This window comes from Bradyrhizobium lablabi (assembly GCF_001440475.1).
In the GTDB taxonomy this organism is placed as follows: domain Bacteria; phylum Pseudomonadota; class Alphaproteobacteria; order Rhizobiales; family Xanthobacteraceae; genus Bradyrhizobium; species Bradyrhizobium lablabi.
This window is the reverse complement of record NZ_LLYB01000062.1, coordinates 36,195-50,432: the sequence shown is the minus strand read 5'-3', so window position 1 is coordinate 50,432 and position 14,238 is coordinate 36,195. Positions and strand designations below refer to the sequence as shown.

Below are 14,238 nucleotides of genomic sequence, written 5' to 3'. Positions count from 1 at the left end.
GCGCAACGGCACACGAGACCTCGGGTGCAGCAAGCACCCGGTCTTCCCTGCACCCTCTGAATGAGAGGGCGGGCAAAGAAGATGCAAACCTCGGGCAAACCGTGCCGCGAGATCGCGAACGCACACACGCTTGTCATCGCCCGGCTCGACCGGGCGACCCAGTATTCCAGAGACGTCAATGATTGAACCGATAAGCCGCGGCGTACTGGATCCCCGCATGCGCGGGGATGACGATCCGTTTCGCGTCAAACGCCCGCCGCTACGCCTTCGCCGGCCGCACCATGCGCGAGACACCGCTGAACGCCTTGTCGATCACGGGCCAGAACAGCAGCACGATCGCCAGCGTCGTGATCGAACCGACGAGGCCGTTCGACCAGAATACCTTCATGTCGCCGCCCGAGCCGATCATCGACAGGCGGAACGCATCCTCGGCGCGGTTGCCGAGCACGAGCGCCAGCGTGAACGGCGCCAAGGGAATGCCGATCTTCTTGAAGACGTAGCCGACGACGCCGAAGCCCAGCATCAGCCAGATGTCGAACATCGCGTTCTGGATCGCGAAGGCGCCGATCGCGCAGGACACGACGATCATCGGCGCGACGGCGGCGAATGGCACGCGGAGGATGGAAGCGAAGATCGGCACCGTCGTCAGCACCAGCACCAGGCCGACGACATTGCCGAGATACATCGAGGCGATCAGGCCCCAGACGAAATCCTTGTGCTCGACGAACAGCAACGGCCCCGGATTGAGGCCCCACACCATCAAACCGCCGAGCAGGATCGCCGCGGTGCCGGAACCGGGAATGCCGAGCGCCAGCATCGGCAGCAGCGCCGATGTGCCGGAAGCGTGCGCGGCCGTCTCCGGCGCGAACACGCCCTCGATGCGGCCCTTGCCAAAACTGTCCTGGTCCTTGGAGAAGCGCTTGGCCAGGTTATAGCCCATAAACGATGCGGCGATCGCCCCGCCCGGCGTGATGCCGAGCCAGCAGCCGATGAAGGAAGAACGCAGCAGCGTCACCCAGTATTTCGGCAGGTCCTTCCACACCGAGAGCACCACGCGCAACGAGATGCCGGCGGCGTGGCCGCGCAGCGCAAGGCGCTCCTCCATCGTCAGCAGGATTTCGCTGATGCCGAACAGGCCGATCACCGCGACCAGGAAGTTGACGCCGCGCAACAGCTCCGCCGAACCGAAGGTCATGCGCAACTGGCCGGACACGGTGTCCATGCCGATGCCGGCGAGCAGCAGGCCGAGCGACATCGAAATGACCGTCTTGTGCTTGGCCTCGCGGCCGAGCCCGACAAAGGAGCAGAAGGTGAGCAGGTAGACCGCGAAGAATTCCGGCGGTCCGAATTTCAGCGCGAACGAGGAGATCATCGGCGCCAGGAAGGTGATCAGCATCACCGCAACCAGCGAGCCGATAAAGGACGAGGTGAAGGCCGCGGTCAGCGCTTCCGCCGCCCTGCCCTGTTGCGCCATCGGATAGCCGTCGAAGGTGGTCGCGACCGACCACGCTTCGCCGGGGATATTGAACAGGATCGAGGTGATGGCGCCGCCGAACAGCGCCCCCCAATAGATGCAGGACAGCATCACGATGGCCGACGTCGGGTCCATCGTGAATGTCAGCGGCAGCAGGATCGCGACACCATTGGGGCCGCCGAGGCCCGGCAGCACCCCGACGAAAATGCCGAGCACCAGCCCGGTCATCATCAACAGCAGCGTCTTCCACGTCAGCAGCACGGCAAAGCCGTGCATCAAGAGGCCCAAAGCTTCCATCAGGTAATCCCAAGCAGTTCGTCATTGCGAGCGAAGCGAAGCAATCCATGGTGCGGCAAAGCAAGAATGGATTGCTTCGTCGCTTCGCTCCTCGCAATGACGGAAGGAGTCATGCCAAACCCGTCAGCGGCCGAGCGCCGCTTCGAGCGGGCCCTTCGGCATGATGACGTCGAAAGCGACGTCGAAGGTCACGAACATTACCGCAGTGAACACGAAGGCGGTGAGCAGCGACTTCCACAGCGCGATCTTGCCGACCAGGCGCATGAAACCGGAGATCAGGAGGAAGCTCGCGACATAGAGCCCGAGGAACTGCGTGGCGACGCAGAAAAGAACCGTCGGCACGAACACCGCCATCACGCGGCGAAGCTGCGCGCGCGTCACGAAGGTTTCAGTGGCCTCCGTGCGCGACAGGAACGCGGCAACCAACCCATAGAGACTGGCGCCACCGAGGATGACCGAGAGGTAAAACGGGAAATAGCCGGGCTGCGGACCGGTGGATTCCCAGCCAGCTCCAGCGCGCCAGTTGTCAAGACCGAGCGTGATTGCGAGCGCGAGCAACAGCAGCGAGACGACCACGTCGACGACGCGAACGCTCACCACTTGAGGCGAGTTGGCCTCCGGCGCGGTCGGATCCTCGACGACGATTTCGATGTCGGTATTGGACATGGAGACGGTGAACCCCGATACGACAGACGCAAACGGGGATACGTGCCGACGCCGCTGGCGTCAATGTCCGGCGCTGCGCTCCGGGAATGCGCTCGCAAGTGCAGCACGATCGGGCCGCAGCACGCCACGCTCGGTGATCAGGCCCGTCACCAGCCGCGCCGGCGTGACGTCGAAGGCGTAATTGGCCACCGGCGAGCCATCGGGAACCACGCGCACGGTTTCGACGCGGCCATCCACGGTGCGGCCGGACATGGTCGCCACTTCGTCGGCGCTGCGTTGCTCGATCGGGATCTGCCTGATGCCGTCATCGATACTAAAGTCGATGGTCGGCGACGGCAGTGCAACATAGAACGGCACGCCGTTGTCGTGGGCGGCCAGCGCCTTCAGATAGGTGCCGATCTTGTTGCAGACATCGCCATTGGCCGCCACCCGGTCGGTGCCGACGATGGCGAGATCGACCATGCGGTGCTGCATCAGGTGGCCGCCGGTGTTGTCGGGGATCACCGTGTGCGGGACGCCGTGGTGACCGAGTTCCCAGGCGGTCAGCGAAGCGCCCTGATTGCGCGGGCGGGTCTCGTCGACCCAGACATGGACTTTCACGCCGCGATCATGGGCGAGGTAGATCGGCGCCGTCGCGGTGCCCCAGTCGACCGTCGCGAGCCAGCCGGCGTTGCAATGCGTCAGGACGTTGACCACCTCGCCAAGCCGCTTGCCAGCGGCGATCTGCTCGATCAGCGCCAGCCCGTGCCGGCCGATCCCCTGGTTGATGGCAACGTCCTCGTCGGCGATTTCGACCGCGCGCCGGTAGGCCGCCGCAACCCGCTCCGACGCCGGCAACGGCCGCAGCAGGCGCGCCATCTCGTCGAGCGCCCATTTCAGGTTGATCGCGGTAGGCCGGGCCGCCAGCAGCATGGCATAGGCACGATCAAGCGCTGCATCGGAAGCGTCGCTGCGCATGGCGAGCGCCATGCCAAAAGCCGCCGTGGCGCCGATCAGCGGCGCCCCGCGCACCAGCATGGAGCGGATGGCCTCGGTCGCGTCCTCTGCGTTTGCGATGCGCGCTACCACGAATTCATGCGGCAGCCGGCGCTGGTCGATCGCACCGACGGTCCAACCGTCGTCCTCGAGCCAGATACTGCGAAAATGCCGGCCGTCGACCTTCATGTTCTATGCCCTTCGCGTCGCGCGCCCGCTGGAAGACATCCTTACGACCGGAGCACCCTGCCCGCGACGGCATCGAGCTTGGCGAGCAATTTGGCATCGCGTGCTTCCGACGCCGTGATCAAGGCGGTGTCGAGCGCCTTGTCCGATCCAACCGGACAGGGCTCATGCTCGCGCGGAAAATCCCTGGCGAGACGTGCGACCAGCGCCTTGGCCTTGCCGGCATTCGAGTTCAGCACGCGAATGATATCCTGCACGGTGACGGCGTCATGATGCGGATGCCAGCAATCGTAATCGGTGACCATCGCCACGCTGGCGTAGCAGATCTCGGCCTCGCGGGCGAGCTTGGCCTCGGGCATGTTGGTCATGCCGATCACGGCATAGCCTTGCGCCTTGTAGCTCAGGCTCTCGGCGAGGCTGGAGAATTGCGGCCCCTCCATGCAGACATAGGTGCCGCCCTGCACCGACGCGATGCCTTCGGCCTTGGCGGCGGCGGCGAGATGCACGTGCAGCCGCGGCGACACCGGATGGGCCATCGAGACGTGGGCGACGCAGCCCTTGCCGAAGAACGAAGTCTCGCGCTTGTAGGTGCGGTCGACGAACTGATCCACCAGCACGAAGGTGCCGGGCGACAGTTCCTCCTTGAAGGAGCCGCAGGCCGAGAGCGAAACCAGGTCGGTGACGCCTGCCCGCTTCAGCACGTCGATATTGGCGCGGTAGTTGATGTCGGAGGGCGACAGCACGTGTCCCTTGCCGTGCCGCGGCAGGAACACAATCGGCAAGCCTTCGATGACACCACGCGTCAGCGGCGCGGACGACTCGCCCCAGGGGCTCTGAATCGTCTCCTCGCGGACGTCTTCCAGCCCCGGCAGGTCGTAGATGCCGGATCCGCCGATGATGCCAAGCACGGCGCGCGTCATGACTTCTCCACTCAGCTATTCCAGAGACATGTTCGACTATACTGCGACGCAATAATCAAGCATTGTCCATCCCCTTCAAGAGGGCTTGACATGCCGACCACCAAGGACCGGGACAAACGCCAATCGATCATCGACGCCTGCCTGCGCATGAATGCGCTCGGCATCAATCAGGGGACGTCGGGCAATATCAGCCTGCGCCATGGCGATGGCATGCTGATCACGCCCACCAGCACACCCTACTAGGCGATGAAGCGACCAGATCGTCTACATGCATCTCGACGGCAACCACGATCCCTCGCAGCGTCCGTCGAGCGAATGGCGCTTTCACCGCGACATCCTCAAGGCCCGTCCGGAGGTGCAGGCGATCGTCCACACCCATCCGCCCTACTCGACCATGCTGGCGATCATGGGCATGGAGATTCCGCCCGTGCATTACATGGTGGCCGTTGCCGGCGGCGACACCATCCGCTGCGCGCCGTATGCGACCTTCGGCACCCAGGAGCTTTCGGAACATGCCGTAAAGGCGCTCGAAGGACGGCTGGCCTGCCTGCTCGAGCATCACGGCATGATCGCCGTCGGGACATCGCTCTCGAAGGCGATGTGGCTGGCGGTCGAAGTCGAGACGCTGGCGCGGCAATATCACGGCTGCCTGCAGATCGGCACGCCGCCCTTGCTCTCAAAGGAGGAGATCGAGAAGGTCCGCCTCCGCATGGCCGGATATGGCTACGCGGAGGAGTAACGACATAGCGTTTTCGAGCGAAGTGGACACCGGTTCGCGTGAAGAAAACGCGTCAGAAAAGAAACCTGACGCTACTTCGCGACGAAGCCGGCTTCGTTCATGAGCTGCGAGTTCAGCTTGTCGTCCTCTTCGAGGAACTTCAGCATGTCCTTGCCGGTGAGGAAGATCGGCTTCAGCGCCTGCTTCTCCATGTAGTCCTTGTACTCCGGCGTCTGCGTCACCTTCTGGAACAGGTCGACATAGAATGCCTGCTGGTCCGGCGTCACCTTGCCGGGCAGGAACATCGCGCGCAGCATCAGATACTGCACGTCGAGCCCCTCCTCCTTGCAGGTCGGGATGTCGTTCCAGGATTGCGTCTCCGTGACCTTCGTCTTGTAGGAGATGCGTTCCTTGTCGAACACGCAGAGCGCACGGACCTGACCGGCGCGCCAGACCTCCAGGTTCTCGGAAGGATTATTGACGTTGGATTCGGTGTGCTTGCCGACGAGTTGCGTCGCCGCCTCGCCGCCGGACTTGTAGGGCAGATAGGAGAATTTCGCGCCGGTCTTCTGCTCCATGAAAACGGTGAGCACGTGGTCCTCGCGCTTGGAGCCGGTGCCGCCCATCTTGAACGGCGAGCTCGCCGCCTTGGCGGCGGCGATGAAGTCCTTCACCGTCTTGGGACCCTCGGCGTTGTCCCACAGCACGAACTGATCGAGGGCGACCACCGACACCGGCGTCAGATCACGCCAATTGAAGGGAATCTTGGCCGACAGCGGCAGCATGTAGATCAGCGAATAGGCGATCAGCACCTTGTTGGGATCGCCGTCGCTGGACTTCATGTACATCAGCGCCTCGGCGCCGGACGCTCCGCCCTTCAGCGAAACCACCATCGGCTGCTTCATCAGATTGTTCTTCTGGATCGCCGCCTGCATCATCCGCGCCATCTGGTCGGACGCGCCGCCGGCGCCGGCGGCGACCACGATTTCGACCGGCTTGGTCGGCTCCCAGGCGGCAAACGCCGGGGCGGTTGCAATCATGGCCGTCAAGGCGGCCGCGGCTTTCAGGATATGTCCCACGAGCTTCATCCCTATATCGTTGTTCTATTTAGATAATTATCGTTTCATACCACGGCATTGTGCTGACTAATGCGGGCGAGTTCAAGCCACACTGCAACCTTACTGCGTATGACTTTCGCATGAGTATGCGACGTGCGCAAAAACGCCGGCTCGGGGAGAGCCCGCGTACGCGGCCGTCGGCAAGCCGGAAGGCTACTTGCCCTTCCAGTTCGGCGAGCGCTTGTTGAGGAAGGCGTCCATGCCCTCGCGGAAATCCTCGCTCATGTAGGCGCGCAGGATCAGGTCCTCGCCCTCGTCGCGCGAGAGAGTCCGCCGGATGCGGCGCACCGCCTCCTTGGTGACCTCGAGCGTGATCGGCGCGTGGCTCGCGACGAGCTTCGCGGTCTCATCGGCGCGGCGCTGCAGGGCCGCGACATCGGGCACGACTTCATTGAGCAGGCCCAGCTCCAGCGCTTCCGGCGCCTCGACCAGCCTCGCCCTAAAGATCAGGTCCTTGGTCCGCGCCGGACCTACCAGCGAAACCAGCCTGGAGATGTTGGACATCGACAGGCAATTGCCGAGCGTGCGCGCGATCGGAAAACCCATCCGCGTCGTCTCGGTGCCGATGCGGATGTCGCAGCACGCCGCGATCCCGGCGCCGCCGCCGGTGCAGGCGCCGGCGATCGCCGCGATCGTCGGCACCCGGCACGCTTCGAGCGCGCCGAGCACGCGGTCGATCCGCGCCTCATAGTCGAGCGCATCCTGCGCGGTCTTGAAGGCACGGAACTGCGAGATGTCGGTGCCCGACGCGAACGCCTTGTCGCCGGCGCCGGTCAGGATCATTGCCTTGATCGAGCGATCATTGTTGATCGTCTCGCAGATCGCCGCCATCTGCTCGTACATGGCAAAGGTCAGCGCATTGCGCGCCTGCGGACGGTTGAACGTCAGCCGCGCGATCCCGTCCTCGACGGAATAAATCAGGTCCTCAGTCGAAGCTACCGGCGCGTTCATCGCAGCTCTCTCTATTGTTGTTACGCTCGAACAGTGTCAGGCGACAGCGGCCTTGGGCATCGCGACGACATCGCGTCCCTTCAGCACGTCCATCGCCGCCAGCACGCCGCCGCCACGATGCGGCACCTTGGCGAGGTCGAGGCCCATCTCGACGCCCGACAGCGTGCCCATCAGCATCAGGTCGTTGAAGTGGCCGATATGGCCGATCCGGAACACTTTGCCCTTGATCTTGTTCAGGCCGGTGCCGAGCGACATGTCGAAGTTTTCCAGCACAACCTTGCGGAAGTTGTCGGCGTCATGGCCGTCCGGCATGACGACGCCGGTCAGCGCCGGCGAGTGCGCGCCCTGTTCCTGACACTGCGTATCCAGGCCCCAGACCTTGATGGCTGCGCGGGTCGCGGCGCTGTGGCGCTTGTGGCGGGCGAAGACGTTCTCCAGCCCCTCCTCCTCAAGCATCTTGACCGCTTCGCACAAACCGAACAGCAGGTTGGTGGCCGGCGTATAGGGCCAGGTGCCTGCCTTGTTGATCGCAATAACTTCCTGCCAGTCCCAATAGGAGCGCATCGCCGGATTGGCCTTCGCTACCGCAAGCGCCTTCTCCGAAATGGCATTGAAGCCGAGACCCGGCGGCAGCATCAGGCCCTTCTGCGATCCCGCGACCGAGACGTCGATGCCCCAGGCGTCGTGTTCATATTCGAGCGATCCGAGACCGGAGATGGTATCGACCATCAGCAGCGCGGGGTGATTAACGCGGTCGAGAATCTTACGGACATCCTGCGGATGGGTGACGCAGCCAGTCGAGGTCTCGTTGTGGACCACGCACACAGCCTTGATCTTGTGCGCCTTGTCGGCCGATAGCCGTGCCTCGATCTGCTCGAGGTCCGCGCCGTGCCGCCAGTCGCCAGGAATGAAATCCACTTCGAGCTTGAACTTGTCGGCGATACCGCGCCACAGCACGGCGAACTGCCCGGTCTCCGCCATCAGCACCTTGTCGCCGGGCTGCAGCGTGTTGACGATGGCCGCCTCCCAGGCGCCGGTGCCCGACGACGGGTAGATGATCACCGGCTGCTTGGTACGAAATACCCGCTGCATGGCCGCCAGCGCGGCGTATCCGACCTCGGCAAATTCCGGACCCCGGTGATCCATGGTCGGCATATCCATGGCGCGCAGCACCCGGTCCGGCACGTTGGTCGGTCCCGGAATCTGCAGAAAATGCCGTCCAGTATGCACAGTCATGGGCGTCCTTCCCGGTCTTGGCGTTTCGAGCCGCTCGAATATCACCATTTGGCGGGCTTGTCGCCCGCCGGACCGAGCACGTCAATGCATAAGAAGCGGGGCTTGAGCGCACCCCGGGCAAGCGTGAGCTGCCGGCTAGCTGCCGACGACCTTGAGATGCGCCGGGGAATTGCCCTGCGGGCGCTGCTCCAGATACGTCATCGCGGCATCGACGCCGCCGGCCCGGTACGGAATACCGGCGACCGATAATCCCATCTCCACGCCCGTCAGCGCAGCGAGCAAGGTCAGCTCGTTGCACTCACCGAGATGACCGATGCGGAATACCTTGCCGGCCACCTTCGACAGTCCGGAGCCGAGCGACATGTTGAAGTTGTCGAGGACGACCTTGCGGAACTGGTCCGCGTCATGCCCCGGCGGCATCAGAACGGCGGTGAGAACAGGGGAAAAGTCCTTTGGCTCCTGGCAGAGCACCTCCAATCCCCAGTGATTGACGGCGACACGCGTCGCAGCGGCAAGCCGCTGATGGCGCGCAAAGACCTGGTCGAGCCCCTCCTCAAGCAGCATCGCGATGGCCTCGCGCAGGCCGTAGAGCAGATTGGTTGCCGGCGTGTACGGGAAGAAGCCGTTTGCATTCGGCTTCAGCATTTCCTCCCAATCCCAGTACGACCGCGGCATTTTGTTGGTCTTGGCGGCAGCGCGGGCCTTCTCCGAGATCGCGTTGAAGCCCAGACCGGGCGGCAGCATGAAGCCTTTCTGCGAGCAGCTCACGCTGACGTCGACCCCCCATTCGTCGTGCCGATAGTCGGCCGATCCCAGCGAGGAGATGGTGTCGACCATCAGGAGCGCCGGATGACCGGCCCGGTCCATCGCGGCGCGGATTTCGCCGATCCGGCTGGTCGCACCGGTTGAGGTTTCGTTATGAACGACCATCACCGCCTTGAGCGCATGCGACGTGTCGCGCGTCAGCCGTTCTTCGATGACCGCAGGGTCTGCGCCGCGGCGCCAGTCGCCGGGCAAGAAATCGACGTCAATTCCCCAGCGTGCGGCCATCTGGCGCCACAAGGTGGCGAAGTGACCGGTCTCCACCATCAACACCTTGTCGCCCGGCGACAGGGTGTTGACGATCGCAGCTTCCCAGGCGCCGGTGCCCGACGAAGGGAAAATCATGACCGGTCCCGAGGTTTGGAAAATCTTCTGGGCGCCCTCCAGAACCGTACGCCCGAGCTGGCCGAACTCGGCGCTGCGGTGATCGATGACCGGCATGTCCATCGCGCGAAGAACACGATCGGGCACAGGGCTCGGGCCCGGAATCTGCAGAAAATGCCGTCCTTGCCGCATGATGACCTCCCGTCGCCGTAGCCCACGACCATTTTGCATTCATTTTTTGGTTTGTAAAACGATATTTTACATGCATTATCGGTATCGACGTTGATGGTTCCGCAAACTACCGTTGCAGCTATGAAATCAACGATTCCCGAATCCGGGGTGCCAATCGCCAAACCCGCCGACAGCGGCCCCGAGCGCAGCGAGCCTTCGCTGCACGGCGAAATCCTGTCGCGGCTTCGCGACTACGTGGTCGAAGGCAACATTCCGGACGGCGGGCGCGTTCCCGAACGACAGCTCTGCGAAATGTTCGGAATTTCCCGCACGCCCCTGCGCGAGGCTCTCAAGGTACTGGCTGCCGAAGGACTGATCGACCTGCTGCCCAACCGCGGTGCGCGCGTGCGCCAGCTTGGCAAGCGCGATCTGGAGGAACTGTTCGACGTCATGGGCGGCCTAGAAAGCCTCGCCGGGCGGCTCGCCTGCGAAACCATCACGGATGAAGAAATCGCCGAGATCGAGCGACTGCACTACGAAATGTACGGCCACTACCTGCATCGCAACATGCACAATTACTTTCAGGCCAACCAGCGCATCCATGAAAGGATCGTGGCGGCATCCCGCAACGAAACGCTGCGCACCATCTACGCCAACCTGGCCGGCCGGATCCGCCGCGTTCGTTATTCCGCCAACTTCGCGCGCGAACGACAGCGCTGGACCGAGGCGATGCGCGAGCACGAAGGGATCCTGGATGCGCTGCGGCGCCGGGCCGGCAGCGAACTCGCCGACATCCTGTTCCAGCACCTGCGCAACAAGCGGACTGCGGCGGTCGAGCACCTCGGCGGGATGCCGGAGGGGGCGATCGCCGAGGCCACAGAGGGCTAGCCCTCCAATACATTATGAATTCACAATTGACGCTGCCCCAAGATAAATTGCATCTGTTTCCTTGAGAGATTGCCGAAACAATCCTCCTGGACGATAGGATTTGGGATGAAGAACGCGTCACCACTTGAGCGCCAGCTACGATCAAATATTACCGGCGACGTCCTGTTCGACCGATTTAGCCGCGGCCGCTACGCGACCGATGCCTCGTTCTACCAGATCCTGCCCCTTGGCGTGGTGGTCCCCCGGACCATGGACGAGGCCCTGCGGGCGCTTTCGATCGCCCGGGACGAGGGACGAATCGTCACCCCGCGCGGCGGCGGCACCTCGCAATGCGGCCAGACCGTCAACGAAGGACTTGTCGTCGACTTTTCGAAGCACCTGAACCGCCTGCTCTCGCTCGACGTCGAGAACCGGACCTGCGTGGTCGAGCCCGGCATCGTGCTCGACGACCTCAATCGCCAGCTCAGGAAGCATGGGCTGTGGTTTCCGGTCGACGTCTCCACCGCCTCGCGCGCCACCATCGGCGGCATGGCCGGCAACAATTCCTGCGGCGGTCGTTCGCTGCGCTACGGCACCATGCGTGACAACACGCTATCGATGGATGCGGCGCTGGCCGACAGCACGCTGCTGCATTTCGGCGAGGTGCCGCGGGATCTCGCGCGGGTGAACTCGCCGCAGAGTGGGCTCGAACTATTCCGTGACATGCTCGATCTCGGCGAGCGCGAGGCCGCCGAGGTCGCCGAGCGCTTCCCGAAAGTGCAGCGCCGCGTCGGCGGCTACAATCTCGATGCGCTGGTGCCGCGCAATGCGCCGAACAATTTGGCGCATTTGCTGGTCGGCTCGGAGGGCACGCTGGCGTTCACGACGCAGGTTGAGCTGAAGCTGTGGCCCGTGATTCGCAACAAGGTGCTGGGCGTCTGCCATTTCGGCAGCTTCTATGAGGCGATGGATGCGGCGCAGCATCTGGTGAAGCTGCGGCCCATCGCCGTTGAGCTGGTTGACCGCACCATGATCGCGCTCGGCCGTGACATCGCGATGTTCAAGCCGGTGATCGAGGCGACCGTGCGCGGCGATCCCGATGCGCTGCTGATCGTCGAATTTGCGGAAGAGGATCAGCCCGACAATCTGCAAAAGCTGAAGCAGCTTTCCGAATTGATGGCAGACCTCGGCTTCGGCTGGAACCATCCGCAGCGCAAATGGGGCGGCGTGGTCGACGTCGTCGAACCTGCGAGACAGACGGCCATCGCGGATTTCCGCACCTCCGGCCTCAACGTCATGATGTCGATGAAGCAGGAGGGCAAGCCGGTCTCCTTCGTCGAGGACTGCGCCGTGCCGCTGCCACACCTTGCGGACTACACCGAGCGGCTCAACGCCATCTTCGCCAGGCACGGGACGCGCGGCACGATGTACGCGCACGCCTCCGAAGGCTGCCTGCATGTTCGTCCCGTTCTCAATTTGAAGCTGGAGAAGGACGTCAAGGCGATGCGCGCCATCGCCGAAGAGGCGTTCGAGATGGTGCGCGAATACAAGGGATCGCATTCCGGCGAGCATGGCGATGGGCTCGTTCGCTCCGAGTTTCACGAAGCAATGTTCGGCGCGCGCATCGTTGCCGACTTCCGGGAGGTCAAGCAGCGCTTCGATCCTGACAATCTGCTCAATCCCGGCAAAATCGTCGATCCGCCCAGGATGGACGACCGCAGCCTGTTCCGCTATCGGCCGGACTATCGCGTCAGTGAACTGAAAACCGCGCTCGACTGGTCGGCCTATCCCGGCGCCGGCGGCGGGTTTCAGGGCGCGGTCGAGATGTGCAACAACAACGGCGCCTGCCGCAAGCTCGAGGGCGGCGTGATGTGCCCGTCCTATCGCGCCACCCGCAACGAGAAGGACGTCACGCGCGGCCGCGCCAATACGTTGCGGCTGGCGATATCGGGTCAACTCGGGCCCGACGCGCTGGCTTCGGATGAGATGATGGAGACGCTGAAACTCTGCGTATCCTGCAAGGCCTGCCGCCATGAATGCCCGACCGGCGTCGACATGGCCAAGATGAAGATCGAGGTGCTGGCTACGCGCGCGGAGAAACGTGGCCTTTCGCTGCGCGACCGGCTGGTCGGCTACCTCCCACGCTATGTGGAGCTGGCGTCCCGCTTCGCGCCGCTCGCCAACTGGCGCAACAGCAGCCCGTTGCTGCGCGCGCTGTTCGAGAAATTTGCCGGCATCAGCGCCAAGCGCGCCCTGCCCGCGTTCCGTCGCGACGTGTTCAGGCCCGATGCCGAGACGTATGGCGCGTCGGATGGCCGCGAAGTCGTGCTGTTCGCCGATACGTTCAATCGCGCCTATGAGCGGGAAAATCTCGATGCCGCCTTGCGGGTGCTGATCGAGGCTGGATATCGCGTCCACATCCCGAGACCTGCGGATCGCGCCCGGCCGCTGTGTTGCGGGCGGACGTTCCTCTCGGCGGGACTGGTCGACCAGGCACGCCGCGAATTGAACAGGCTGGTCACCACTTATGCGCCGTTCGCGGCGCGCGGGGTGCCGATCATCGGGTTGGAGCCGAGCTGTCTTCTCACACTGCGCGATGAACTGCTGTCGCTGCGCTCGGATAATGAGGCGAAGAGCATCGGCGCACATGCATTGCTGTTCGAGGAATTCCTGGTTCGCGAGGCGGAGGCCGGACGGCTGAAGCTGCCGCTCGGCGCGATATCGGGGAAAGCGCTAATTCACGGCCATTGCCATCAAAAGTCGTTCGGCGCGTTCAAGCCGGTCGAAAAGGTGCTTCGCCTCGTTCCCGAACTCAGCGTCGAAGCCATCGAGTCCAGTTGCTGCGGCATGGCCGGCGCGTTCGGCTACGGCGCCGACACCTACGAGGCCTCAATGGAGATGGCCGAGCTGTCGCTGCTGCCGGCGGTACGCTGCGCCGAAGCCGCCACACTGATCGTCGCCGACGGAACTTCGTGCCGGCACCAGATCAAGGATGGCACGAACCGTGCACCGCTGCACGTCGCCCGCGTACTCGCGATGAGCCTCGACAGCGCGCAAGTGAAGCATTAATCCCCACTCAATCGCAAAGGACCTGATTTATGGCTGAACTCACCCTCGACCTCGCCCGCAAGATTCTCGATGCCGCCCTCGCCAAGGGCGTCGAGAAGAAGCTGAAGCCGCTGGTCATCACCATTCTGGACGCCCGCGGTTGCGTGAAGGTCACGGCCGCACAGGACGGCACCAGCCTGATGCGCGCCGAGATCGCGCATGGCAAGGCCTATGGCGCGCTCGCGATGGGTATGGGGTCGCGGGCATTGTTCCAGCGCGCCCAGGAGCAGGCCTATTTTGTCAGCGCCGTGAACGCGCTGGCGCAGGGGCGCCTGGTGCCGGTGCCCGGTGGCGTGCTGATCCAGGGTGACAGCGGCCTGCTCGGCGCCGTCGGCGTCAGCGGCGACACGTCTGATAACGACGAGATCTGCGCCGTCGCCGGCATCGAAGCTGCAGGATTGAAGG

At 63.8% G+C, this 14,238-nt stretch carries 11 protein-coding genes and 1 pseudogene; 4 read left to right on the top strand and 8 right to left on the bottom strand.

What is annotated here, in order from left to right:
* Nucleotides 1-259 precede the first annotated feature (259 nt).
* The 4 genes from CQ14_RS14705 to CQ14_RS14690 form a co-directional block, all read right to left on the bottom strand.
* Entirely contained in the window at nt 260-1,771 is a 1,512-nt protein-coding gene (locus CQ14_RS14705) for a tripartite tricarboxylate transporter permease (protein WP_057858597.1), read from the bottom strand.
* A 123-nt stretch (nt 1,772-1,894) separates the two neighbouring features.
* On the bottom strand, nt 1,895-2,437 hold the full coding sequence (locus tag CQ14_RS14700) for a tripartite tricarboxylate transporter TctB family protein (protein ID WP_057858596.1): 543 nt from the start codon (nt 2,435-2,437) through the stop codon (nt 1,895-1,897).
* A gap of 60 nt (nt 2,438-2,497) precedes the next feature.
* Complete coding sequence (gene mtnA / locus CQ14_RS14695; protein WP_057858595.1) at nt 2,498-3,601, bottom strand: S-methyl-5-thioribose-1-phosphate isomerase; 1,104 nt, start codon at nt 3,599-3,601, stop codon at nt 2,498-2,500.
* Between the two features lie 41 nt (nt 3,602-3,642).
* Nucleotides 3,643-4,518 (bottom strand): S-methyl-5'-thioadenosine phosphorylase, encoded by an 876-nt coding sequence (locus CQ14_RS14690; protein ID WP_057858594.1) that lies wholly within the window; start codon nt 4,516-4,518, stop codon nt 3,643-3,645.
* Between the two features lie 90 nt (nt 4,519-4,608).
* Between CQ14_RS14690 and CQ14_RS14685 the strand changes: the two are divergent.
* Nucleotides 4,609-5,257 (top strand): annotated as a pseudogene (locus CQ14_RS14685) (class II aldolase/adducin family protein).
* A gap of 71 nt (nt 5,258-5,328) precedes the next feature.
* On the opposite strand, the gene CQ14_RS14680 reads toward CQ14_RS14685, so the two are convergent.
* The 4 genes from CQ14_RS14680 to CQ14_RS14665 form a co-directional block, all read right to left on the bottom strand.
* A complete protein-coding gene (locus tag CQ14_RS14680) occupies nt 5,329-6,324 on the bottom strand; it encodes a Bug family tripartite tricarboxylate transporter substrate binding protein (protein WP_430650177.1) in 996 nt (331 codons plus the stop codon).
* A 183-nt stretch (nt 6,325-6,507) separates the two neighbouring features.
* Nucleotides 6,508-7,305: an enoyl-CoA hydratase/isomerase family protein gene (locus CQ14_RS14675; RefSeq protein WP_057858593.1), complete on the bottom strand. Its 798-nt coding sequence runs from the start codon at nt 7,303-7,305 to the stop codon at nt 6,508-6,510.
* Nucleotides 7,306-7,341: 36 nt separating this feature from the next.
* The gene (locus CQ14_RS14670) at nt 7,342-8,541 is read right to left on the bottom strand and encodes a pyridoxal-phosphate-dependent aminotransferase family protein (RefSeq protein ID WP_057858592.1); all 1,200 of its coding nucleotides are present in this window, start codon (nt 8,539-8,541) and stop codon (nt 7,342-7,344) included.
* A gap of 135 nt (nt 8,542-8,676) precedes the next feature.
* Nucleotides 8,677-9,879, bottom strand: coding sequence for a pyridoxal-phosphate-dependent aminotransferase family protein (locus CQ14_RS14665; protein ID WP_057858591.1), 1,203 nt, complete (start codon nt 9,877-9,879; stop codon nt 8,677-8,679).
* Between the two features lie 120 nt (nt 9,880-9,999).
* Here CQ14_RS14665 and CQ14_RS14660 point away from each other — a divergent pair, with 120 nt between their 5' ends.
* The 3 genes from CQ14_RS14660 to CQ14_RS14650 form a co-directional block, all read left to right on the top strand.
* Nucleotides 10,000-10,746 carry a GntR family transcriptional regulator gene (locus tag CQ14_RS14660; protein WP_057858590.1) on the top strand — a complete coding sequence of 249 codons (747 nt, stop codon included), beginning with the start codon at nt 10,000-10,002 and terminating at the stop codon, nt 10,744-10,746.
* A gap of 105 nt (nt 10,747-10,851) precedes the next feature.
* Nucleotides 10,852-13,794: an FAD-binding and (Fe-S)-binding domain-containing protein gene (locus CQ14_RS14655; RefSeq protein ID WP_057858589.1), complete on the top strand. Its 2,943-nt coding sequence runs from the start codon at nt 10,852-10,854 to the stop codon at nt 13,792-13,794.
* A 29-nt stretch (nt 13,795-13,823) separates the two neighbouring features.
* The coding region (locus tag CQ14_RS14650) for a GlcG/HbpS family heme-binding protein (RefSeq protein ID WP_057858607.1) at nt 13,824-14,238 on the top strand (415 nt) is incomplete at its 3' end.